Consider the following 21,749-nt stretch of genomic DNA (forward strand, 5'->3'; position numbering starts at 1 on the left):
GGTCGGGAGACCGGGAAGGGGCGCCGGGATCCGCCCTACGGGATCAGCTTCTCGGCGCGGTAGCGGTCGAACAGCGCGGTAAAGGAGTCGACCGTGCGGTGGTGCAGCGTGAATCCGGCGAGGCGGGACTTGCTGATGTCGGTGACGACCTCGATCCCACGGCCGAGGTCGGCGTCGGTGTGCCACCAGGAGGCGACGCGGGCGAGGTCGGGCTCGATCAGGCCGTGCTGCTCGACCAGGCGCTGCCAGACGGGCTGCGCATCGGCCATCTGCTGCTCGAGCGGCTGCGGCTGCTCCCCCGGGCCCACCGGCTCCACGCCGAAGTGCTCGGCGAGGCGCGTCCACATCCAGCGCCAGCGGAACACGTCGCCGTTGACGACGTTGAACGCCTCGTCGCGACCGGCCTCGGAGGTCGCGGCCCACAGCATCTGCGCGGCGAGCACGGTGGCATCCGTCATGTCGGTGAGGCCGTTCCACTGGGTGAGCGAGCCCGGGAACACGAACGGCTCGCCGAGCTGGCGCTGGATCGAGGCGTAGACCGCGAGGGTCAGTCCCATGTTCATCGCGTTGCCGACCGCGTGCCCGATCACGGTGTGCGAGCGGTGCACCGACCAGGTGAAGCCCGCGCGCTCGGCGGCGGCGAAGAGCTCGTCCTCCTGCGCGTAGTAGAAGTTCGGAGCGTCCAGGCGCTCCTCCTCCTCGTGGAACGGGGTGTCGGGCATCGCGCCCTGTCCGTAGGCCTCGAAGGGTCCGAGGTAGTGCTTGAGCCCGGTGACCAGGGCGACGTGCTCGAGCGGCGCGTGCGCCAGTGCTGCGAGGAGGTCGCGGACCATGCCGGCGTTGACGGCGATGTTCTCCTCCTCCGTCTCCTGGCGTGACCAGGCGGTGAAGAAGACGTGGGTGGGGCGCTCGTCGGCGAGGACGCGGGCGAGGTCCTCGGCCGAGCGGAGGTCGGCCGAGAGGGGGCGGACACCGAGCCGCTCGGCGATCGGCCGGCGGGAGAGGGCGGTCACGGGCCAGCCCTGCTCCGTCAGCAGGTCGACGAGGGCGGAGCCGCCGATGCCGGTCGCGCCGACGACGAGGGCGCGGCGGTCGGTCGCTGAGTCGGGGGCGTCGGAGGCAGTGGCGGAGGAGGTGGACGGGGTGGACGGGTGCGTCGAAGTCATCCCCAGGGGCAACGCCGAGCGCCGCGAGGCATTCCCGGCCGGGTCCCGCCCCTGCCTTCCTCCCCAGGCGATCCGTCCGTCCCTCCCTCCCCGTAACACCTGGACACAGACGGCGGCCCGGTACCGCCGGCGGCTACCGTCGCACCCGTGCCGCCGACTCCGGCGCGCCGATCGAGAGGAGCCGACATGCCTGTCGCCACCACCGCCGCGCCCACCGCGACGACCGAGAAGGTCCCCTACGAGACCCTCGCCGCGCGCTTCCGGCCGCTCTTCGCCGAGATCGCGGCGGGCGCCTCCGCTCGCGAGCGCGATCACGTGCTGCCCGCCGAGCAGATCCGCGCCCTCGCCGAGGCCGGGTTCGGCGCCGTCCGCGTCCCGATCGAGAACGGAGGAGCGGGGGCGTCGCTCCCCCAGCTCTTCCGCCTGCTGACCGAGCTCGCGGCGGCCGACTCCAACATCCCGCAGGCCTTGCGCGGCCACTTCGCCCTCGTCGAGGACCGCCTGGTCGCGACCGACGGCACCCGCGAGCGCTGGCTGTCGCGTTTCGCCGACGGGCAGCTCGGCGGCAACGCCTGGACCGAGATCGGCACCGTCGCGATCGGCGACGTGAACACCAAGGTCAGCCCGATCGAGGGCGACCCGACCCGGTTCCGCGTGAACGGCACCAAGTACTACTCCACCGGCAGCATCTTCGCCGACTGGATCGACACCTTCGCCCAGCGCACCGACACCGGCGCGACGGTGATCGCGATCGTCGACGCGCACCAGAGCGGAGTGACGCACGCCGACGACTGGGACGGCTTCGGCCAGCGCACCACGGGCTCCGGCACCAGCACCTTCGTCGACGCGGAGGTCGCCGCCGAGGACGTGATCGACTTCGGGACCCGGTTCCGCTACCAGACCGCGTTCTACCAGGCGGTGCTGCTGTCGGTGCTCGCGGGGTCGATCGCCGCCGCCGAGCGGGAGCTCGCGGAGGCGGTCCGCGCCCGCACACGCATCTACTCGCACGGCAACGCCGACTCGTACGCGGCCGACCCGCAGATCCTGCAGGTCGTCGGCCAGATCTCGGCGGCCGCGTGGGCGGGCTCGGCGATCGTCGAGAAGGCCGCGCAGGCCCTGCAGCTCGCGCACGACGCCGCCTCCGGAGACGATCTCGTGCAGGAGGAGCACCTGAACGACCTCGCGGAACTCGAGGCGGCCCAGGCGCAGATCGTTCTGACGCAGCTCGCCACCCGAGCGACCTCCGACGTCTTCGACGCGCTGGGCGCCTCCGGAGTGAGCACCTCGAAGAACCTCGACCGGCACTGGCGCAACGCCCGCACCGCCGCCAGTCACAACCCGTGGGTCTTCAAGGCGCGGATCGTCGGCGATCACTCCGTGACCGGGGCACTTCCTCCGCGGGTCTGGTCGATCGGTGCGGGGCCCGGACGTCGCGGGTAGCCTCGGCGCAGAGGCGCTGTTCTCTGCAGAGGCTCAGCCCTGCAGAGGCACGGCACAGCCCGCGACGAAGGGGGAACGACGATGAGCCGGTTCACGAGTGACAGCATCCGCGCCGCGCGGACGAGCGCAGCACGGACGAGCGCAGCACGGACGAGAACGGCCCGGCACACGCTGGGCCTCGGCCTCCTGGGAGTGCTCGCGCTGACCGGTTGCACGGAGCCCGCGCCGGCCGACACGGTGGCTCCGACAGCGACGACCACGGCCACCCGCGCTCCCGCCGCGACTCCGACCGCCACGGCCGCGGCCGCCACTCCGACCGCGGAGGCGCCGGAGGGCGAGACGCCGGCGCCGGCTGCCGAGACTCCCGTTGCGGAAGCGCCCGCAGCCGAAGCACCGGCACCCGCGGCACCGGCACCGGCCGCCCCTGTCGCCGGCCGCCTCACCCCCTGCCCCGAGCTCCTCACCGCGGCGGAGCTCGCCGCCCTCGAGTCCGAGGGGCTGCGGCTGAACCCGGAGCCGGCTACCTACTTCGACTACCCGATCGTCGAGGAGATGCAGCAGGCCGGGCTGCTCTGCCGGTGGACCGGGCAGGGCGACGTGTACGTCGTCGTCGGCCAGCTCGCCCTGAGCGACGAGCAGTGGCCGACCGCCCGGGAGGGGTTCCTCTCCGAGGGCTTCACGGCGGACGACGCCTCGGCTCCCGGGTTCCTCAACGGACCGGACGTCGAGGACGAGAGCTACCCCGGCCGCGGCGTGCTGCACAGCGACGGCGTCCTCTACTACGTCAGCTACCCGGGGATCCTGCCCTCCGTCGTGCCGCTGGCCGGCTGACGAGACCCCGCTCCGTTCCCCCTGCCTCGTCCCCGCATGGGGGACATCACCGGTAGCGTCGGGGGGTGAGACTTCCGTGGCAGGACCGGGGCGGGCGCGAGAGGCTCCCGCGCGACGTCCTCGTCCTCGGGATCGTGGCGTTCTTCGTCATGCTCGGCTTCGGCGTCGTCGTGCCCGTGCTGCCGGTCTACGTGCGCAGCTTCGGGGTCGGCTACGTCGAGGTCGGAGCGGTGGTGTCGGCGTTCGCGCTGATGCGGCTGGTCGCGAATCCGTTCGTCGGACCGCTCGTCGACCGGCTCGGCGAGCGCGTGGTGCTCGCGACGGGCATCGGCATCGTGGCGCTCTCGAGCGCGCTGGTCGGGCTGGCGGGCGACTACGCGCACCTGCTGCTGCTGCGCGGCGCGGGCGGGATCGGGTCGGCGATGTTCTCGGTCGCCGCGATGACGCTCCTCCTGCGCACGGCGGCGCCCGAGCGGAGGGGCCGCTCGATCGGCTTCTACCAGGGCGGGTTCCTGCTCGGCGGCATGGCCGGGCCCGCCGTCGGCGGCGTGCTGACGGCGATCTCGCTGACCGCGCCGTTCTTCTTCTACGCGGGCACGCTGGCCGTGGCCGGACTCGTCGGCCTGGTCCTGCTGCGCCGGCCGGAGCGGGACGCCGATGCGGCGAAGGCGGTGGTCGTCACTCCGATGCGCGAGGTGATCCGCGATCGCCGCTACCAGAGCGCCGTGCTCGCGAACTTCGCGCTCGGCTGGTCGGCGATGGGCGTGCGGGCGACCCTCGTGCCCGTCCTCGTGGTCGAGGGCCTCGGCGACGACCCGGCGTGGACCGGCATCGCCTTCGCGATCGCCGCGGTCGTGCAGACCGTCGCGCTCGCTCCGGCCGGTCGCTTCGTCGACACGGTGGGTCGCCGCCCGGCGCTGATCGGCGGATTCGCGGTCGCGGCGCTGGCGATGCTCGCGATGCCGCTGGTGTCGGAGCTCTGGCTGCTCGTGCTGCTGCTCTGCTTCTACGGAGCGGCCGCCGCCTTCATGGGGACGGCGCCGGGCGCTCTCGTGGGCGACGCGGCGGGCGATCGCGGCGGGCGGCCCGTCTCGGTGTTCCAGGCGGCGTCCGACCTCGGCGGAGTGATCGGGCCCCTCCTCGCGGGAGCGCTGGCGGATGCCGCCTCGCCGACCGCCGCGTTCGGCTCGGCGTTCGTGCTGCTCGCGCTCACCGCGCTGATCGGGCTGCGGATCCCGCGGGGCCGCGCGCTCTAGCTGTTGCGTCCGCGGGCGTCCACGGGCCAGACGGCCGAGCCGCCGTCGCTCGTCAGCACGTAGTACTCGTCGGCGAGGTTCACCGCGACGCAGACGTGGTTGGGAGCGATCCGCACGCGCGATCCGACCGGGAGGTCGAGCCCGGTGATCGTGGCGTGGTGCTCGGACAGCACGGTGACCCGCGCCTCCGGGTGCTCGGGCAGGCGCCCGAACCCGCTCGACACGGCGCCGCGGTCGGAGGAGAGCACCTTGCTCCCGGCATCGGCGATCAGCCGGTCGGCGCGGCGGGAGACGATCGTGGCGAGCACCGTGACCGCGATCGACTCGGGTCCGATCGTGCCCATCTCCCACTGCTGCGCGTCGCCGAGGGCGGACACCCCCGGTCGCAGCTCGGTGAGCACGCCGGGATCGGCGAAGTCGGCGGAGGGAGTCGATCCCCCGCTGATCACGCGGGCCTGGACGCCGACCGACGCGAGCGACGCGGCGGCCGCGGCGAGCGCCTCCGCTTCGTCGCGGGCCGCGGCGGCGCGCGCCTCGAGCGCGTAGCTGTGCCCGGGGAACGTGAAGACGCCGACCACGTCGAGCCCGGCGGCGACGGCGGCGGCCGCGACCCCGCCCGCCTCCTGCGGCGGCACTCCGCTGCGGTGGTGGCCCGAGTCGACCTCGACAACGACCTCGAGGCGCTCGCGCTCGGCGGCCGGGACCGCGGCGGCCGCGCGCTCGGCGGACTCCGCGGAGTCGACTCCGATGCGCACGCGCGCGGTCCGCAGGACCCGGCGCAGGCGTCCGGCCCGCTCGGCGTCGAGCCAGAGCGGGTAGGCGATGAAGAGGTCGTCGCAGCCGCCCGCGGCGAAGACCTCGGCCTCGGCCACCGTCGCGACGGTGAGGCCGACGGCTCCCGCAGCCAGCTGGCGACGCGCGATCTCGAGCGACTTGTGGGTCTTGGCGTGCGGGCGGAGCGCCAGGCCGCGCTCGCGGGCCCGGAGGGCGACACGGGCGATGTTGCGGTCGAGGACTGCTTCGTCGACCACGAGCGCGGGAGTGACGAGGGCGTCGAGACGTTCGCTGGCCATCTCCCGATCCTGGCAGGGGTGCCCTCGAGGCGCGAGGCCGAGCAGAATGGCGCCATGAGCGTCGCCGCCACCACCGTCGAGGAGTATCTGGCAGCGTTCCCGCCGGAACGACGGGAACGGCTCGAGGAGGTGCGCCGCCTGATCCTGGCCGCGGTCCCCGACGCCGAGGAGCGCATCCGCTACGGCATGCCCGCCGTGATGCTCGGCGGGCGCTACGCGATCCACTGGGCCGGGTGGAAGACGCACGTCGGCCTGCATCCGGTGCCGCGCCTGTCGCCCGAGCTCGAGCACGAGCTCGCGGCGCTCCGCACCGGCAAGGACACGGTGGCGCTGCCGTGGAACCGGGAGCCGCCGGCGGAGCTCGTGTCGCGGGTCGCCGAGGCGATCGTGGAGCTGCGGGCACCTGAGGGCACGGCTCCGCACTGACAGGCGCGCACTGACAAGCTGGGTGCCATGACATCGCAGTCCTCGACTCCCGCCTCACCCCTCCTCCGCCCCTTCGGGCCCTCCGGCGCCCAGGTCACGCGCCTCACCCTCGGCACGTCGTGGAAGCCCGAGCGCGTCCGCGACCTCGAGCGGGTGCCCGCCCTCGAACGCGTGCTCGACTCCTCCGCCGACCGCGCCGTCTCGGTGATCGACACCTCGAACGAGTACGCCCAGGGTCACAGCGAGCGCCTGATCGGCGAGGCTCTGCGTGCGCACGGCGGCGTGCCCGAGGGCGTCACCGTCGTCACGAAGCTCGACCGCGATCCCGAGACCGGCAGCTACTCGGGCGAGCGGATGCGGCGCAGCCTCGACGAGAGCCGCGAGCGCCTGGGCATGGACGTGCTCCCCCTCCTCTACCTGCACGACCCGGAGCGGATCTCGTACGAGGAGGCCTTCGCCGAGGATGGCCCCGTGCGCGCCCTCGTCGCGATGAAGGAGGCGGGAGTCGCGCTCTCGATCGGCATCTCGGGCGGACCGGCGCCGATGCTGCAGCACTACGTCGAGACGGGCCTCTTCGACGCCGTCATCACCCACAACCGCTATACGCTGGTCGACCGCTCGTCGGACGAGCTGATCGACGTCTCGGTCGACCGCGGCGTCGTCGTGGTGAACGCGGCGGTCTACGGAGGAGGGGCGCTCGCGCGCTGGCCCCAGCCGGTCGAGACGTACGCCTACCGCCCCGCGCCGCCCGAGATCGTGCAGGCGGTCACCGAGATGGGCGAGGCATGCGACCGCTCCGGCGTGCCGCTCCGTGCGGCCGCGCTGCAGTTCTCGACCCGCGACGAGCGGATCACGACCACCGTCGTCGGCGCCACGACCGCCGAGCACTTCGACGAGTTCGTCGCGGACGACGCGCTCGAGATCCCGGACTCGCTGTTCGAGGAGCTCGCGGCGCTGGCTCCCTCGAGCGCCGTCTGGCAGGAGGCGCCCGGCTCGGCCTGGCCGAGCTGACGGCTCCCGGCATAATCCGTGGGCGGGAGCGGTTGTCCCCTGGATGACCACCGCTCCCGCTCTCTTCCAGCCCCTCACCCTCCGCTCCCGCACGGCCCGCAACCGCCTGTGGGCGGCTCCGATGTGCCAGTACTCGGTCGAGGCCCGCGACGGCGTGCCCACCACCTGGCACCTCGTGCACCTCGGCTCGATCGCGCGCGGAGGAGTCGGCGTGGTGATCGCGGAGGCGACGGGGGTCGTCCCCGAGGGTCGGATCAGCCCCTGGGACACCGGGCTCTGGAACGACGAGCAGCGCGAAGCCTGGGCGCCGATCGTCGACTTCGTGCACGAGCAGGGCGCCCTCGCCGGGGTCCAGCTCGCGCACGCCGGCCGCAAGGCGTCGACCTACCGCGAGTGGAGCGGGCGCGGAACCGTGCCGGCGGAGGAGGGCGGCTGGAGCACGGTCGCTCCGTCGGCCGTCGCGTTCGAGGGCTACGCCGCGCCGCGGGCCCTCGCGGCGGACGAGCTGCCGGGTCTCGTGCGCGCGTTCCGCGACTCCGCTCGCCGCGCCGTCGAGGCGGGCTTCGACGTGATCGAGCTGCACGCCGCCCACGGCTACCTGCTGCACCAGTTCCTGTCGCCGCTGTCGAACCGTCGCGAGGACGAGCACGGCGGCTCCCTCGAGAACCGCGCGCGGCTCCTGCTCGAGATCGTGCGCGAGGTGCGCGCCGAGATCGGCGAGCTGCCGCTGCTCGTGCGCTTCTCGGCTACCGACTGGGCCGAGGGCGGCTGGGACCTCGACGAGACCGTCGTGGTCGCGGGCTGGGCGAGGGAGGCGGGGGCCGACCTCTTCGACGTCTCGACCGGCGGTCTGGTCCGCGGCACCGAGATCCCGGTCGCTCCGCTCTACCAGGTGCCGTTCGCGCGCGAGGTGCGCCGGGCGACCGGTGCGCCGGTGGGAGCGGTGGGCCTGATCACGACGGCCGAGCAGGCCGAGGGGGTGCTCGCGGCGGGCGAGGCCGACGTGGTGCTGCTCGCGCGGGAGCTGCTCCGCGACCCGCACGCCGCCTCGCGCATGGCGCAGGAGCTGGGGGCGGACCTCGACTCCGTCGTGCCGCCGCAGTACACGCGCGCCTGGCGCTGAGCGATCTGAGGTCGCTGCGCCGGGGCGCGGAAACGCGAGATGCCACTCGCGTCTGCGACACGCTGTCAGGCGTGCGCACGAGTGGCATCTCGCGGGGTCGTGACCGGGGTGGGTCCTAGGACTCGTCCTCGGCGGGGGCGTCCTCTTCGGGGTTGAAGTGGGAATCGCCGGTCACTCCGACGGCCAGGCCGGTCTCGGAGTCGGGGATGGTGCCCTCGTCGCCGAGGCCGCCGGGCTTCTTGTCGCCCTCGGAGTCGTTGAGGGTCGTCTCGTCGTCGGACACGGCTCAGGCCTCGACGTCGCCGCGCCAGGCGCCGTCCGGGGTGCCCTGGGATTCGATGTACTCCTTGAAGTTCTTCAGGTCCTTCTTGACGGCGTGGCTGCCGGCGCCGACGAGCGAGCCGATCGACTCGAGGAAGCCCTTGGGCTCCCAGTCCAGCTGCACGGTGACGCGGGTCTCGGAGTCCGAGAGCTTGTGGAAGGTGACGACACCGGCGTGGTCGGTCTCGCCTCCGGTGCTGTTCCACGCGACGCGCTCGTCGGGGTGCTGCTCGGTGATGTTGGCCTCGAACTCGCGCTCGACGGGGCCGACCTTCACCTTCCAGACGGTGAGGACGTCGGTGACCTGCTGGATCGACTCGACCTCGTCGAGGAACTTGGGGAACTCCTCGAACTGGGTCCACTGGTTGTAGGCGACGGACACGGGGACGTTGACGTCGACGGTCTCGATGATCTGCGGCACGGTGGTGCTCCTTGCTGTCTCACTCGGTGTGCGGCGGTCCGCTCTTGCGGCCGTCTTCCTCGACGTTAAGCGCGAGCCGCCTGGGAGCGCACCGGGTTGCGGGATGACCCGAACGTGATAGAAACCCGCTCCGGACCCCGCTCCCAGGAAGGCGGAGCGGAACTCCCAGGAACGGCCCGGGAGTCCCGCTCCGGTCTCAGACCAGCAGCTCGAGCGGGGTCGTCAGCGGGACGTCCTCGAGCGAGGTGCCGATGCGGATCGTGAAGACGCCGGCCTCGTAGTCCCAGCCGTCGTTCCACGTCGCGAGCAGGCGCGTGGGCACGGTCACTGTGAGCTGAGCCGCCGCTCCCGCCTCGATCTGCGCGCTCTCGAACCCGACGAGCCAGCGCACCGGGCGCTCGACGGCGGAGTCGCGGCGCTCGGCGTACGCCTGCAGCACGATCTTGCCCGCGCGCTCCCCCGTGTTGACCACGTCGACGAGCAGCTCGGCGTCCTCGCCGGCCCGGGTCGGCGCGACCGGGGCGACCGAGACGAGGTCGAAGGACGTGTAGCCCAGTCCGTGGCCGAAGCCGTAGGCCGGCTCGACCTCGCTCCGGAGCCACGCGCGGTAGCCGATGTGGATGCCCTCGTCGTAGTGCAGCTCGCCGTCGGTGGGCAGCGTCGAGAGCACGGGGACGTCCTCGATCGCGGCGGGCCAGGTCGTGGGGAGGCGTCCTCCCGGCTCGACGGCGCCGAGCAGGACGTCGGCGACCGCGTCGCCCATCTCCTGGCCGCCGAAGTAGCCGACGAGCACGGCGGCGACCTCGTCGCGCCAGGGCAGCAGCACGGGCGATCCGGAGTTGACGACCACGACGGTGCGCGGGTTCGCCGCGGCGACGGCGCGCACCAGGGCGTCCTGCTCGCCCGGGAGGTCCAGCGAGCTGCGGTCGTAGCCCTCGGACTCGACGGCGGAGTTGGTGCCGACGACCACGAGGGCGACGTCGGCGTCACGGGCGAGGGCCACCGCCTCCTCGATCAGCTGGTCGGCCGGGGTGTCCTCGGGCTCGATGCCGTAGGTGAAGCCGAGGGCTCCCTCGAGCTCGCCGTCGGTGTGCTCGATGTCGTACTCGATGCGGATGTCGACGGGCGTGCCCGCGGTGACCTGCAGCGGGCCCGAGACCGACGGCGGCGCCAGGAGCGCGGCTCCGAGGTCGGCGCCCACCGGGGCGAGGGTCTCCTCGAGGAACAGGTCGCCGTCGACGAAGATCCGCGCGGTGCCCACGACCGCGAAGCCCAGGCGCACGGTCGCGTCGGCCTCGGGGGTCAGCACCGTCGAGAACTCGACGCGGGCGGACGCCGCGATCGGGGCGCTGCCGCCGAACCAGACGAGCGCGGTGGCGCGGCGGTCCTCGACGAACAGCTCGGATCCCTCCGCGTCCAGGAAGCGGACGCGCTGGCCGGGCTCGCCCGTGGCGGGGTTCGTGATGGTTTCGAGCGCGAGGGGCGCGACTCCGTCCTGCACGACGGCGCCGAGCGCATAGTCGACGCGGGCGCCGGGGAGGGCGTTCCGGACGCCGTCGAGCGGGGTGACGACCTTCTCGGGCAGCACCGTCGCGGATCCGCCGCCCTGCGTGCGGGCGTCGCGGGCGTTGTGGCCGATGACGGCGACGGAGCCGAGGGCGGAGGCGTCCCACGGCAGCTCCCTCGTGTTGCGCAGCAGCACACTGCCGGCCGCAGCGGCCTCGCGCGCGAACGCACGGCCGTCCTCGACGAGGACCGGCTCGGCGACGGCGGGCTCGAAGCCCTCGAGCGCGCCGACGCGGGCAGCGAGGCGGAGGATGCGGCGCACCTTGCGGTCGATCGCCGACTCCTCGATCTCTCCTGCGCGCACCGCGGAGACCAGCGCGGCTCCCCAGGGGCCGTCCGGGCCGGGCATGACGAGGTCCTGCGCCGCGCGGGCGCTGTCGACGGAGCGCACGGCGGTCCAGTCGCTGATGACGACGCCGTCGAAACCCCATTCGCTGTTGAGCGGAGTCTCGAGCAGGTCGTTCTCGGTGGCGGTCGTGCCGTTGATCGAGTTGTAGGAGCTCATCACGAGCCAGGCGCGGGTCTCGACGATCGCGCGCTCGAAGGCGAGGAGGTAGAGCTCGCGCAGCACGCGGTCGCCCACGCGCACGTCGACGGTGAAGCGGTCGGTCTCGGAGTCGTTGGCGATGTAGTGCTTCGGAGTCGCTCCGACGCCGTTCTCCTGCACGCCGCTGACGTAGGCCGCGGCCAGATCGGCGGTGAGGACCGGGTCCTCGCTGAAGCCCTCGAAGTGGCGGCCGCCGAGCGGCGAGCGGTGCAGGTTGATGGTCGGGCCGAGGACGACGTCGACGTCCTTACGGCGGGCCTCGACGGCCGCGGCGGCTCCGTAGCGCTTCGCGATCGAGCGGTCCCAGGAGGAGGACAGCGCCGTCGCCGAGGGCAGGTTCAGCGAGGGCGAGCGCTCGTCCCAGACCTCGCCGCGGACGCCGGAGGGGCCGTCCGAGACGAGCATGCGGCGCAGGCCGATCTTCTCGATCGGCCAGGTGGTCCAGAAGTCGCGGCCGGTGAGCAGCTGCACCTTCTCCTCGAGGGTGAGCCGGCCGAGGAGCTCGGTGAAGCGGGCGTCGGCGTCGGGGCCCTCGGCGCTGAGGCGCGGGGCGGTGCCGGAGGAGGGCGCGGTGCCGGTCGGGGAGGCGGTGGAGCTGTCGGTCACGAGGGGTCTCTTTCTACGCTGAAGGGGGCGGCGGACGACCGTCCCAGAAAACCTAGCACTGCTCGGTTTAACAGGGAAGGGTGCGGAGGGACCGTGCAGGATGTCGGAGTGGGTGGTTCCGCCAGGGCACCCCTGGGGCTTTGACGGAGAAACCACGAGGAGTTAGGTTTCTCGGACCGCGTACCAGCGCATCCCGCATCGACCCGTCCGCCCCTCACCACCGCACCGAAGCGCCAGGAGGCACACGTTGGCACTCCCCACTTCTCCTCCGCGGCGACCGCGCGGCCAGTACGCGAAGACCGCCGCCCGGCGTGCCGAGATCGTCGCCGCCGGCCTCGAGGTGTTCTCGGCGAGCGGGTACCACGCCGCGTCCCTCCGCGAGATCGCCGAGAAGGTGGGGCTCAGCCAGGCCGGCGTGCTGCACCACTTCGCGAACAAGTGGGAGCTGCTCTCGGCCGTGCTGGCCCTCCGCGATGACAGGTCGATCGCGCGGGTGCCGAGCGGCGGGACGATCCCGGGCGTCGACACCGTGCGCGCCCTCGTCGACCTGGTGGCGTACAACACGTGCATCCCCGGGCTCATCGAGCTGCAGTGCGCCCTCTCGGCGGAGGCGACGCACGCCGACCACCCGGCGCACGGGTACTTCACCGAGCGGTACCGCGTGATCATCGACCTGTTCACCGACGCGTTCGGCGACATGCTCACCCGCGGCCAGCTCCTCCCCGGCGTCGACCCGCGCAGCGCGGCGATCCGGACGATCGCGACGATGGACGGGCTGCAGGTGCAGTGGCTGCTGCAGCGCGACTCGCTCGACATGCAGGCGGAGTTCCGGAGCGCGGTGCAGGCGCTGTGCACGGTGGAGCTCTGAGGGGCGCGGAGGCGTGAGGGGCTCGGGGTCCTGAGGAACTCGGGCTCGGTGGGGCGCGATGCCGGAACTCGGAAGAAGGCGCGCTGGAGGATCCGCAGGTCGGCTCCGGCCGTTCGCCCCCGCACTCAGAACGGCACCTTCTCGCGACTCGACGGGAGTGGCCGCGGCACTGGTGGCCCCGGCACTGGTGGCCCCGGCACTGGTGGCCCCGGCACCGGTGGCCCCGGCAGCGGTTGCCCCGGGAGCGGTGGCCCCGGCGGCTCCACTGTCAGCACTCGTCCCGCCGGGCTGCGCCAGCGGACGCCGCCGTCGCCGAGGTTCTCGGGACTCCAGGTGCTGAGGTGCCGGAGTCGGTGGTGGGAGGCGCAGAGGTGGGCGAGGTTCGCGGCGTCGGTGGCTCCTCCGTGCTGCCACGGCACCGTGTGGTCGATCTCGGCGGTGCGCGCGGTGCGGAGGCACCCCGGGAACCGGCAGGTCTCGTCTCGGTGCGCGAGCGCCCGACGCAGCTCGGCGGGCGGACGGTAGCTGCGTCGGCCGACACCGAGCGTCGCTCCGGTGTGCGGATCGGTGAGGATCCGGGTGAGGCTCGGAGCGCGGGCAGCGAGCTCGCGCGCCGTCTCGGCGTCGACGGGCCCGTAGCCGTCGAGGATCGCGGGCTCGTCGGAGCGGCCGAGCAGGGTGAGGACCGGCACGGTGACGGCGACCACCGCGCGGGTACCGCGCGGGACGGCGGTGCGGGCGGGCCCGGCGAGGGGGTCTCGCGCATCGTGCGGCTCCTCCGGGGCGGTCACGGTCTCGCCGTCGAGCAGCAGCGCTGTCGCCACATCGGCACGCACCTGCCGGAGGTTCCGTGCGTCGCGGTCGGCGGGTGTCGCTCCGGAGCCCGCCTCCCGGACCGAGCGGGCGGCACGATCGATCCGGTCGTACGCACCGAACGCATCCTGAGCGGGCAGATGGAGGTGCAGCGTCACCATGCCGTCGAGCTCGCCGTCGGCCCAGACGGTGCGATCCTCCCGGCAGCGGCGGTGGCGCTCGCGCAGCGTCTCGGGATGCAGCCGCTCGCGCAGCGCGCGAAGCCGGCGCCGCAGTTGCGGAGGCGTGCACGACGCGGCGAGGACCGCCGCCTCCTCGTCGAACCGGCCGCGCACCTCCGGCGGCACGGTCACCGCCTCGGCCACCACGACCCGGGCGTACTCAGCGGCGCACGCTCCCTCCTTCAGGGCGGCGAGCGTCGCCGGCAGCTCGTTCACGAGGAGGCGGCTCTCCTCGACGAGGGCCCCGGCGTGCGCCTCGGACAGTCGGAACGACGTGGCGATCTCGGCGACGTGCGCGCGGGCCGCCGCCTCCATCCGCTCGCCCCTGCCGAGCACGCCGGCATCGACGAGCGCCTCCGGCACCGCCATCGCGAGTCGCCGCGACAGCTCGATCAGCTCGGCCTGCTCGCCGTCGATCCGCCCCCGGAACCGCCGTACCGCCCCGGCCGCATCGATCGCGCCGCCGTACGCCTCCTCGAAGCACGCGTGCAGCGAGGGACCGCCCTCGGCGGGTGCTGTGTACGGGTCGATCATGGCCATACAGGGATGATGCCAGCGACCCCCGACATTCGAACACGAGTTCGGCTCATCTGTGGAGAAGAAGGAGCGTGCCGCGGGTGTGAAGTCAGCTCGACGATGTAGGAACGGCGGCCCGGCGCAGCACATCGTCCGCGAAGAACGCGTTGTGATGCCTGCGCAGAGGCGATCCGCCCCGGCGCATCATCGTCGTGTTCAGCTTGTACGCGGCCTCGAGGAACGGCGGGTACTCGAGCGCTGCAGCGAACTCCTCCCACCCGGCGAACAGGTAGGACGCGACGTCAGCGCTGCGATAGGCCGCATCTTCGCCGTCGTAGAAGACGACTGGGATCTCGCCCAGCGCCTCCACAGCCGCGTCGAACGTCGGCGCATCGACGTTGGCCCTGACCGCGACGTGCCACTCGCCCTCGTCGAGGTACTCGACCGCGAACACGGTCTCGAGTGTTCCGCAGCTGAACGTGAAGAGACGGCGCGCAGTCTTGGACCGCTTCGTCGACGGCAGGGCCGACAGGACCCAGAGCACCCTCTGCGTTCCGAACGGATCAGCGATCGTCTCGGCGATGTAGCGAGCGAGGACTCCTGACAGCGCCGCGTAGTCGTCACGCCGCGCAAGCTCCCAGAACCGCCGCGGGAGCGTCGACGCCCCCTCCTCGCCGATCCTCCCGCGTCGCTCGCGCTCCCACGGCAGCAGGACGCTCTTGCCCTCCTCGACCGTGGCGGCACGGTCGCCGGTGCCACCGGGCCAGCCCGTCAGCGTGAGGTTCCGCAGACCGTGCGTCTGCTCCTGACGGCGGATCTCCGCGCGCTCCTCCTCGTCGAGCCGAGCTCGCGGGCACTTCGCGAAACGGAAGGCCACCACGTCTCCGTGGTGACGACGATGCGACGCGTACCGGCTCACGATGTTCGTCGTCTGGCCCACGTAACGCTGGCCGTTCTCGAATTCGAGCACGTAGATCCCGCACAGCCCTCCGGCGCCGGACGCCGTGAACAGCGAGGCCGCAGAGCCCGCCTCGCTCATGTCGTAGCGGAGGAAGGACAGAGCGGAAGGGGCGACGTCGACCATCCCGGCACCCTAGCGCCGACTCGCGCCTCCCCTACTTCTGCACGTCCCCGCCCAGCTGCCCGATCGCGGGCAGCGGCCCGCCGTCGTCAGCGCCCGTGCGGCGCCAGCGCGCGATCGCGTTGCCGAGGTGGTAGATCACCAGCGCCGCGCCCGCTCCGAGCACGATGCCCCCGAGCTCGAAGCCACCCGATGAGAAGTTGAAGCCCGCGATCGCGATGACCAGGGCGACGGCGGCCGTGTACTGGTTGACCGGGCGCGAGAAGTCGACGCGGTTGTCGACCCAGATCTTGATGCCGATGACTCCGATGAGGCCGTAGAGCGCGGTGGTCGCGCCGCCGAGGACGCCCGCGGGGATGGAGTTGAAGACCGCACCGACCTTGGGCGAGAGGCTGAGCAGAACGGCGGTGACGCCGGCGACCCAGTACGCGGCGGTCGAGTAGACGCGCGTGGCGGCCATCACTCCGATGTTCTCGCCGTAGGTCGTGGTGCCCGAGCCGCCGAACGTGCCCGAGACCGCGGTCGCGACGCCGTCGGCGATCAGGGCGCGGCCGGTGTGGGCGTTGACGGAGGAGTCGGTCATGGTCGCGACGCCGCGCACGTGGCCGACGTTCTCGGCGATGAGGACGAGCACGACGGGGAGGAACATCGCGATGCCCGACCACGTCGATCCGGACGCGAAGTCGGGGAAGGAGAAGGGCGGCAGGCCGATCCAGGCGGCGTCGCCGACCGCGGAGTAGTCGATCTCGTCGCGCAGCAGCGCCACGACGTATCCGATGACGACGCCCACGAAGATCGAGACGCGGCCGAGGAAGCCGCGGAAGAACACTCCGCCGAGGATGATCGCGGCGAGGGTGACCGTCGCCGTGACGGGGGCCTTCTCGAAGCTGTCCCAGGCGGTGGGAGCGAGGTTGAAGCCGATCAGGGCCACGATCGCACCCGACACGACCGGGGGCATCAGGCGGTCGATCCAGCCGAGTCCGACGAACTGCACCAGGACGCCGACCGCGGCGAGCAGGAGGCCGACGGCGACGATCCCGGCGAGCGCCGACCCGGTTCCGCCGACGGCGGTCGCGGCGGTGACGGGAGCGATGAACGCGAAGCTCGAGCCGAGGTAGCTGGGCAGCTTGTTGCGCGTGATCAGGAGGAAGAGGAGCGTGCCGACACCCGAGAAGAGCAGGGTCGTGGCGACGGGGAAGCCGGTGAGGACGGGGACGAGGAACGTCGCTCCGAACATGGCGACGACGTGCTGGACGCCGATCGCGATCGTCGCGGGCCAGCTGAGCCGCTCGTCGGGGGCGACGACGGCGCCGGGCTCGACGGTACGGCCGTCTCCGTGCAGGGACCAGGTGGGCATGAGGCTCCTCGGGCGGGGGAAGGGGCGGGGCGGGCGGATCGCCGGGGTACAGGCTAGCGAGCGGGCTCCCCCGCGCGGGTGACGACTCCGGCGGAGCGCATCCGTAGGCTCGCGGGATGTTCTACGGACTCGTCGGATGGCACATCGCGATCATCCTGCTCGTGCTCTCTCCGGTGATCGTGCTCGCGATCGCCGTGCCGGTCTCGTACGCGCAGGGGCGGGCGCGGAGGGACGCGGGGCTGGTCACCGATCCGGCCGTGGAGCCGATGGCGATCGCCGGATTCGTGCTCGCGTTCCTGGTGGGACCCGCCGCGATCGTCTGCGGCCTGCTCGGCCGCGCGCGGATCCGCCGATCGGGGCGCGCGGGCTGGGGGTTCGCGACCTACGCCGTGATCGTGGGCTGGCTCCTGACTGCGATCCAGGTCATCGCAGTGATCGGGTCGCTGACGTCGTAGAAGGCGCGCGACTACAGGAAGAACAGCGCCATCAGCACGTACGGCGCCAGCACCTGCGCCGCGCCCACGACCAGCGCCGCCGTCCCGAGCACGAAGCCGAGCAGGCTCGCGCGGGCGCCGCGGAGCGACGGCTCGGCGCGCAACTGCTCCCGCGACGAGCGGGCGAAGAGGACCGCCACGAGACCCGCGGCCGCGGACAGCAGCGGAACCGGGAACGCGACGAGCGCGACCAGGCCGAGAGCGGAGCTCGCCACCGCGGGGAGCGACACCGGGTGGGCGTCGGCCGGACGGGCGTCGGGTTCCATGCCACCAGCCTCCCGCACCCCGACCCTGATCGCCACCGGCCCCTCGAGACCCCGGATGTGCGAACCGGCGCGCGAGGGGCGACCATGAGGTCATGCAGGATCCTCTCGCCGACCCCGAACGGTTCGCCGTGCTCGCCGCCACGGTCGCCGACCCGGTCCGCCGCTACCTGTGGCGGCGCGCCGACGCCGGCACCGCCGACGACGTCCTCGCGCTGACGATCGCCGTGCTGCGCGAGCGGAGGATCGCCCCGCCCGACCCCGTCGCGCAGGCGCTCGCGATCGCCCGCGCCCTGCTGCGGAACGCGCTCCGAGGACAGCGCCGGCAGTCCCTCCTCTCGCAGCGGCTCGCGCTGGTCGAGCCGCCGCAGCTGCAGACCGACGAGGAGTCGCGCCGACTGCACGACCGGGTGCGCCTGGCCCTCTCGCGCGTAGCGGAGTCGGATGCGGAGCCCCTGCGCCTGTGGGCGTGGGACGGCCTCGACGCGCACGCGATCGGCATCGTGCTCGGCATGCCGGAGGAGGACGCGACGGACCGGCTCGAGCGCGGGCGCCGCAGGATCGGGCAGGAGCTCCTGCGGGGGTCGCCCGAGAGGGACGGCGATCTGCGCGCGCTCCTCCGCGCGATCGATCCGGCGGCCAGCCTGCCTCCGCTCTCAGACCGCGAGCTGGCCGTGGTCCTCGCGGGCACCGACCGCGACGACGCCCCGCCGCGCCGCCGCTCCCCCTGGCTGATCGCGGGAGTGGGCGCGCTCGCCGTCGCGGCCATCGCGTCCCTCCTCCTGCCGCTCGCGTTCGCCCTGGCCACGTCCTCGGCGCGCCTGTCGGGAGCGACGAACAGCTGCCCCGCGGATCCGGCGGCGGCGCTCGCGTCGGCGCAGGTCGCGTTCCGGGCCGAGGTGCGCTCGATCGACGACGGCACGGTCGAGCTGAGGGTGCTCGAGCGGTTCGCCGGCGAGGTCGGCGACAGCGTCACCGTGACGCAGGGCCGGGGCGTCACCTGGCAGACGGGGACCGACTACCTGCTCGCTGCCGACGAGAACGCGCTGCTGGGGTGCGGGCTGACGGGGCCGAGCTCGCCGGAGCTGACCGGGTTGTACGAGGACGTGTTCGGGGCGGGGACGGGCGGGGCCTGAGGGGCGATGCTCCTGCAGAAGTAAGGCTGGGAGGGTCGATTCCGCGAGATCGGGAGGGATCGCGACGCTCAGCCTTATTCGTGCAGGACTTCGCGCGCTCACATATCGGGTGAAGGGTCTTGCCGGGCCCCGTCGCGAACTGGCAGTATCGATTGTCGATACGAATCGCTCGATCTTCGATACGCCGCACCCTCCGGAGGACCTCGATGCCCCGCTCACTCCTCGTCGCACTCCGCGCCCTGCTCGCCGTGCTGCTGCTCGGCTGCGTCGTCGTGCAGGTCGCCGTCGGCCCGGTCGCCGCGACCGCGCTCGACGGCGGACCGATCGACGGGGTGCTCGTCGCCGTCCTCGTCGCGGGCGTCCTCTGCGTCGAGGCCGTGCTCGTCGCGGTCTGGCGGCTGGTGTCGCTGGTGCGCGACGACGCGCTCTTCGCCGGCGATCACCGCTCCGATCTGTGGGTCGACCTGGCGATCGGCGCGTTCCTGTTCGGAGCCGTCCTCGCGGCGGGCGGAGCGGTCGCGGTCCTCGCGGTGGTCCCCGCTCCGATCCCCGCGCTCGCCTTCGGGCTGGTCGCGGTGTCGAGCGCGACGCTGGGCCTCCTCGTCATGGTGATGCGGCGGCTCCTGCACCTCGCGGTCGAGCAGCGCAGCGAGCTGGCGGAGATCGTCTGATGGCGATCGTGCTGCAGCTGGACGTCGAGCTGGCCAAGCGCAAGATGTCGGTGACCGAGCTGGCCTCGGCGATCGGCATCACCACGGCGAACGTCTCGATCCTCAAGAACGGGCGGGCGAAGGCGATCCGCTTCTCGACGCTCGACGCGATCTGCTCGGTGCTCGGCTGCCAGCCGGGCGACATCCTGACGTTCGTTCCGGAGGAACTCCCCGTTCCCGAGGCCGCGCGGTGACCCGGAGCGAGCGGCGCGCGGTCGCGATCCTGCTCGGGGCGGTCGGCGCCGCCCTGCTCGTGGGCTGGGCCCTCATGACGAGCGGAGTGCTCGCAGCGCTTCTCGACCGCGGCTGAACGCAGCGACGGGCCTGATGGGCCGAGATCGAAACCGGTCGGAAACGGATCCGCAACACGCGGCCCGAAGACTGGGAAGGTTCCAAGCCTCTTCCCACTCGATCCGAAGGTCCTCGCTTGTCCCACTCCTCCTTCCGGAGGGTCGCCCGACTCTCCGCCGCCGTCTCCCTCTGCTCGGGCCTCGCGCTCGGCGCCGCGATCACCGCCCCCGCCGCCGTCGGTGCGACGGCCCCCGCATCCGCCCCCGCGGTCGTCGATCTGAGCATCACCGACACCCTCGCCCTCCTCGAGTCCGAAGCGACCACGTCGGTCGCCCTGACGCAGCAGTACCTCGACCGCATCGCCGCGTACGACGACCCGTACGGCGACCAGCCCGGACTCGCCGCCGTGATCCTCGCCAACCCCGATGCCCTCGACACGGCCGCCGAACTCGACGCCGAGCGCGCCGAGGGCACGATCCGCGGACCGCTGCACGGCATCCCGATCCTGGTGAAGGACAACTACGCCACGTTCGACATGCCCACGACCGCCGGCAGCGCCTCGCTGCACACGTACCAGACGAAGCTCGACTCGACCGCGGTCGAGCGCCTGCGCGACGCCGGAGCGATCATCCTCGCGAAGACGAACATGGCCGAGTTCGCGTGGCACGGCACCTACACGCTCAGCTCCGAGCGCGGCCGCACCAACAACCCGTACAACCAGGCGAACAGCTCCAGCGGGTCGAGCGGAGGAACGGGCGCGGCCGTCGCGGCCGGCTACGCCCCCGCGGGCCTCGGCACCGACTCCTGCGGCTCGATCGTGGGGCCGAGCGCCCACCAGAGCCTCGTCGGCTACCGCCCGACCATGGGACTCACGAGCGTCACCGGCATCGTGCCGCTGTCGCTCCGCCAGGACGTGTCGGGGCCGATGACGACGACCGTGACGGATGCAGCGCTGCTGATGGAGGTGCTCGCCGGCGTCGATCCGACCGACCCGCAGACCGTGATCGCCGCGGAGCAGGACACCGACTCGTACGTCGAGGGCCTCAGCGACACCGCGCTCGAGGGCAAGCGGATCGGCTACGTGCGCTGGGACTACGAGGAGGACCCGGCGCGTCCGGGCCTCGCCGAGACGACCGCGCTGGTCGACCAGGCGGTCCGCGACCTGGCCGCGCAGGGCGCCGAGATCGTGCCCGTGCCCGACTTCACCCGGGAGTTCGTCTCGGGGACGCTGAAGAGCGGCGGCTGGATCGACATGCGCCCGAGCATCGACTCGTTCTTCGCCTCGACGGACGCGACCTGGCCCGAGGGCCTCGCCGCGCTCACCGAGCCGGCCGATGCGCTCACCTTCTCGGACGTCATCGCGGACGGCAAGACGTCGCTGCTCCCTGGCGACGTCGAGTACTTCCAGAGCAACGAGGACATCCCGAACCCGGCCTACGACGCGGCGGTCGCCGAGCAGGAGGCCGGCAAGATCGCGATGGACCAGTACTTCGTCGACCACGACCTCGACGCCCTCGCCATGCCGACGAGCGCGACGTCCGCGACTCCGGAGTGGGCGGGCACGACGTTCTGCGATGTGGGAGCGAACACGGGCATCCCGACGGTCTCGCTGCCCGCCGGGTTCACCTCGACCGGAGCGGCCGCGGGTCTCGAGCTGGCCGCTCCGCGCAGCCAGGACGCGGCGCTGCTGGCGATGTCGTACGACTACGAGCAGGCGACGCTGCACCGCGTGGCGCCGGCGTCGACTCCGGAGCTGGTGGCGGCGGAACCGACGCCGGAGCCGACCGTGACGCCGACCGGTGAACCCACTGTGGCGCCGACCGTGGCGCCGACGGCCGAGCCGACCGCGGCGCCGACCGAGACCGCGGCTCCCGTCGCGCCCGTGCCGTCGTCCACTCCGCACCCCGGCACCGCGAAGCCCGCCGCGGCCCTCGCGCACACCGGAGCGGAGGGGACGACGGGTCTCGCCGCCCTCGCCTTCGCCCTCGTGGCAGGAGGAGGAGCGGTGCTCGCCCTGACCAGGCGCCGCCGCCCGAGCGAGCAGTAGGACGGACGCCGGAGCGGGGTCGACGCGAGTCGGCCCCGCTTCTGCGTGCATCGCGCCAGCGGCGGCCGACCTGCTGGTCGAGTAGCCCCGGAGGGGCGTATCGAGACCCGCCCACTCCGAGACATCGTGGATCTCGATACGCCCGCTCCGCGGGCTACTCGATCA

The 21,749-nt window shown here is 72.8% G+C and carries 21 protein-coding genes; 12 read left to right on the forward strand and 9 right to left on the reverse strand.

Annotated features, from left to right (window positions below; all coding sequences use genetic code 11):
• Positions 1 to 35: 35 nt before the first annotated feature.
• Positions 36 to 1,166: an SDR family oxidoreductase gene (locus ASF46_RS14080; protein ID WP_056868138.1), complete on the reverse strand. Its 1,131-nt coding sequence runs from the start codon at positions 1,164 to 1,166 to the stop codon at positions 36 to 38.
• 186 nt (positions 1,167 to 1,352) lie between these two features.
• Here ASF46_RS14080 and ASF46_RS14085 point away from each other — a divergent pair, with 186 nt between their 5' ends.
• The 3 genes from ASF46_RS14085 (at position 1,353) to ASF46_RS14095 (ending at position 4,693) form a co-directional block, all read left to right on the forward strand.
• On the forward strand, positions 1,353 to 2,606 hold the full coding sequence (locus ASF46_RS14085; RefSeq protein WP_056868139.1) for an acyl-CoA dehydrogenase family protein: 1,254 nt from the start codon (positions 1,353 to 1,355) through the stop codon (positions 2,604 to 2,606).
• 81 nt (positions 2,607 to 2,687) lie between these two features.
• On the forward strand, positions 2,688 to 3,437 hold the full coding sequence (locus tag ASF46_RS19195) for a hypothetical protein (RefSeq protein WP_056868140.1): 750 nt from the start codon (positions 2,688 to 2,690) through the stop codon (positions 3,435 to 3,437).
• Between the two features lie 65 nt (positions 3,438 to 3,502).
• Complete coding sequence (locus ASF46_RS14095) at positions 3,503 to 4,693, forward strand: MFS transporter (protein WP_056868141.1); 1,191 nt, start codon at positions 3,503 to 3,505, stop codon at positions 4,691 to 4,693.
• Here the strand turns inward: ASF46_RS14095 and ASF46_RS14100 are convergent.
• Positions 4,690 to 5,766, reverse strand: coding sequence for an alanine racemase (locus tag ASF46_RS14100; protein WP_056868142.1), 1,077 nt, complete (start codon positions 5,764 to 5,766; stop codon positions 4,690 to 4,692). The genes ASF46_RS14095 and ASF46_RS14100 overlap by 4 nt on opposite strands.
• 54 nt (positions 5,767 to 5,820) lie before the next feature.
• On the opposite strand from ASF46_RS14100, the gene ASF46_RS14105 reads away from it, so the two are divergent.
• Genes ASF46_RS14105 through ASF46_RS14115 form a run of 3 tightly spaced genes read left to right on the forward strand, consistent with a single transcriptional unit; the run spans position 5,821 to position 8,326 of the window.
• Positions 5,821 to 6,192 (forward strand): iron chaperone, encoded by a 372-nt coding sequence (locus ASF46_RS14105; protein ID WP_056868143.1) that lies wholly within the window; start codon positions 5,821 to 5,823, stop codon positions 6,190 to 6,192.
• Positions 6,193 to 6,219: 27 nt separating this feature from the next.
• Entirely contained in the window at positions 6,220 to 7,203 is a 984-nt protein-coding gene (locus ASF46_RS14110) for an aldo/keto reductase (RefSeq protein WP_056868144.1), read from the forward strand.
• Between the two features lie 43 nt (positions 7,204 to 7,246).
• Positions 7,247 to 8,326: an NADH:flavin oxidoreductase/NADH oxidase gene (locus ASF46_RS14115; RefSeq protein WP_056868145.1), complete on the forward strand. Its 1,080-nt coding sequence runs from the start codon at positions 7,247 to 7,249 to the stop codon at positions 8,324 to 8,326.
• A gap of 115 nt (positions 8,327 to 8,441) precedes the next feature.
• Here the strand turns inward: ASF46_RS14115 and ASF46_RS19595 are convergent, their stop codons facing one another.
• From ASF46_RS19595 to ASF46_RS14125, 3 genes are all read right to left on the reverse strand, one after another.
• Complete coding sequence (locus ASF46_RS19595) at positions 8,442 to 8,609, reverse strand: hypothetical protein (RefSeq protein WP_200919716.1); 168 nt, start codon at positions 8,607 to 8,609, stop codon at positions 8,442 to 8,444.
• Between the two features lie 3 nt (positions 8,610 to 8,612).
• Positions 8,613 to 9,068 carry an SRPBCC family protein gene (locus tag ASF46_RS14120; protein ID WP_056868146.1) on the reverse strand — a complete coding sequence of 152 codons (456 nt, stop codon included), beginning with the start codon at positions 9,066 to 9,068 and terminating at the stop codon, positions 8,613 to 8,615.
• 196 nt (positions 9,069 to 9,264) lie between these two features.
• Entirely contained in the window at positions 9,265 to 11,586 is a 2,322-nt protein-coding gene (locus tag ASF46_RS14125; RefSeq protein ID WP_235576994.1) for a glycoside hydrolase family 3 protein, read from the reverse strand.
• A gap of 448 nt (positions 11,587 to 12,034) precedes the next feature.
• Between ASF46_RS14125 and ASF46_RS14130 the strand changes: the two genes are divergently transcribed.
• Positions 12,035 to 12,655 (forward strand): TetR/AcrR family transcriptional regulator, encoded by a 621-nt coding sequence (locus ASF46_RS14130; RefSeq protein ID WP_056868148.1) that lies wholly within the window; start codon positions 12,035 to 12,037, stop codon positions 12,653 to 12,655.
• A gap of 125 nt (positions 12,656 to 12,780) precedes the next feature.
• Here ASF46_RS14130 and ASF46_RS14135 read toward each other — a convergent pair whose 3' ends face one another.
• The 3 genes from ASF46_RS14135 to ASF46_RS14145 all read right to left on the reverse strand — a co-directional run bounded on the left by ASF46_RS14135 (position 12,781) and on the right by ASF46_RS14145 (position 16,643).
• Positions 12,781 to 14,229, reverse strand: a complete 1,449-nt coding sequence (locus tag ASF46_RS14135; RefSeq protein ID WP_056868149.1) for an HNH endonuclease signature motif containing protein — start codon at positions 14,227 to 14,229, stop codon at positions 12,781 to 12,783.
• Positions 14,230 to 14,314: 85 nt separating this feature from the next.
• Positions 14,315 to 15,289 carry a GIY-YIG nuclease family protein gene (locus tag ASF46_RS14140; protein ID WP_056868150.1) on the reverse strand — a complete coding sequence of 325 codons (975 nt, stop codon included), beginning with the start codon at positions 15,287 to 15,289 and terminating at the stop codon, positions 14,315 to 14,317.
• Between the two features lie 31 nt (positions 15,290 to 15,320).
• Positions 15,321 to 16,643 carry a uracil-xanthine permease family protein gene (locus ASF46_RS14145; RefSeq protein WP_056868151.1) on the reverse strand — a complete coding sequence of 441 codons (1,323 nt, stop codon included), beginning with the start codon at positions 16,641 to 16,643 and terminating at the stop codon, positions 15,321 to 15,323.
• 116 nt (positions 16,644 to 16,759) lie between these two features.
• Here ASF46_RS14145 and ASF46_RS14150 point away from each other — a divergent pair, with 116 nt between their 5' ends.
• Positions 16,760 to 17,098, forward strand: coding sequence for a DUF4190 domain-containing protein (locus ASF46_RS14150; protein WP_056868152.1), 339 nt, complete (start codon positions 16,760 to 16,762; stop codon positions 17,096 to 17,098).
• Positions 17,099 to 17,109: 11 nt separating this feature from the next.
• On the opposite strand, the gene ASF46_RS14155 is transcribed toward ASF46_RS14150, so the two are convergent.
• Positions 17,110 to 17,403 carry a hypothetical protein gene (locus tag ASF46_RS14155; protein ID WP_056868153.1) on the reverse strand — a complete coding sequence of 98 codons (294 nt, stop codon included), beginning with the start codon at positions 17,401 to 17,403 and terminating at the stop codon, positions 17,110 to 17,112.
• A 92-nt stretch (positions 17,404 to 17,495) separates the two neighbouring features.
• On the opposite strand from ASF46_RS14155, the gene ASF46_RS14160 reads away from it, so the two are divergent.
• From ASF46_RS14160 to ASF46_RS14175, 4 genes are all read left to right on the forward strand, one after another.
• Positions 17,496 to 18,536 carry an RNA polymerase sigma factor gene (locus tag ASF46_RS14160; protein ID WP_056868154.1) on the forward strand — a complete coding sequence of 347 codons (1,041 nt, stop codon included), beginning with the start codon at positions 17,496 to 17,498 and terminating at the stop codon, positions 18,534 to 18,536.
• Positions 18,537 to 18,742: 206 nt separating this feature from the next.
• A complete protein-coding gene (locus ASF46_RS14165; protein WP_055790268.1) occupies positions 18,743 to 19,207 on the forward strand; it encodes a DUF2975 domain-containing protein in 465 nt (154 codons plus the stop codon).
• Positions 19,207 to 19,440, forward strand: coding sequence for a helix-turn-helix domain-containing protein (locus ASF46_RS14170; RefSeq protein WP_055790266.1), 234 nt, complete (start codon positions 19,207 to 19,209; stop codon positions 19,438 to 19,440). Before ASF46_RS14165 ends, ASF46_RS14170 begins: the two co-directional genes overlap by 1 nt.
• 233 nt (positions 19,441 to 19,673) lie before the next feature.
• A complete protein-coding gene (locus ASF46_RS14175; RefSeq protein WP_056868155.1) occupies positions 19,674 to 21,584 on the forward strand; it encodes an amidase family protein in 1,911 nt (636 codons plus the stop codon).
• The last annotated feature ends 165 nt before the right edge of the window (positions 21,585 to 21,749 follow it).

This window comes from Rathayibacter sp. Leaf296 (genome assembly GCF_001423045.1).
GTDB lineage: Bacteria > Actinomycetota > Actinomycetes > Actinomycetales > Microbacteriaceae > Rathayibacter > Rathayibacter caricis.

Coding starts and splice junctions, on each gene's coding strand:
- ASF46_RS14080 (WP_056868138.1), bottom strand. CDS start 1,166: ATGACTTCGACGCACCCGTCCACCCCGTCCACCTCCTCCGCCACTGCC.
- ASF46_RS14085 (WP_056868139.1), top strand. CDS start 1,353: ATGCCTGTCGCCACCACCGCCGCGCCCACCGCGACGACCGAGAAGGTC.
- ASF46_RS19195 (WP_056868140.1), top strand. CDS start 2,688: ATGAGCCGGTTCACGAGTGACAGCATCCGCGCCGCGCGGACGAGCGCA.
- ASF46_RS14100 (WP_056868142.1), bottom strand. CDS start 5,766: ATGGCCAGCGAACGTCTCGACGCCCTCGTCACTCCCGCGCTCGTGGTC.
- ASF46_RS14105 (WP_056868143.1), top strand. CDS start 5,821: ATGAGCGTCGCCGCCACCACCGTCGAGGAGTATCTGGCAGCGTTCCCG.
- ASF46_RS14110 (WP_056868144.1), top strand. CDS start 6,220: ATGACATCGCAGTCCTCGACTCCCGCCTCACCCCTCCTCCGCCCCTTC.
- ASF46_RS14115 (WP_056868145.1), top strand. CDS start 7,247: ATGACCACCGCTCCCGCTCTCTTCCAGCCCCTCACCCTCCGCTCCCGC.
- ASF46_RS14125 (WP_235576994.1), bottom strand. CDS start 11,586: ATGCTCGTCTCGGACGGCCCCTCCGGCGTCCGCGGCGAGGTCTGGGAC.
- ASF46_RS14135 (WP_056868149.1), bottom strand. CDS start 14,229: ATGGCCATGATCGACCCGTACACAGCACCCGCCGAGGGCGGTCCCTCG.
- ASF46_RS14140 (WP_056868150.1), bottom strand. CDS start 15,289: ATGGTCGACGTCGCCCCTTCCGCTCTGTCCTTCCTCCGCTACGACATG.
- ASF46_RS14145 (WP_056868151.1), bottom strand. CDS start 16,643: ATGCCCACCTGGTCCCTGCACGGAGACGGCCGTACCGTCGAGCCCGGC.
- ASF46_RS14150 (WP_056868152.1), top strand. CDS start 16,760: ATGTTCTACGGACTCGTCGGATGGCACATCGCGATCATCCTGCTCGTG.
- ASF46_RS14155 (WP_056868153.1), bottom strand. CDS start 17,403: ATGGAACCCGACGCCCGTCCGGCCGACGCCCACCCGGTGTCGCTCCCC.
- ASF46_RS14160 (WP_056868154.1), top strand. CDS start 17,496: ATGCAGGATCCTCTCGCCGACCCCGAACGGTTCGCCGTGCTCGCCGCC.
- ASF46_RS14165 (WP_055790268.1), top strand. CDS start 18,743: ATGCCCCGCTCACTCCTCGTCGCACTCCGCGCCCTGCTCGCCGTGCTG.
- ASF46_RS14170 (WP_055790266.1), top strand. CDS start 19,207: ATGGCGATCGTGCTGCAGCTGGACGTCGAGCTGGCCAAGCGCAAGATG.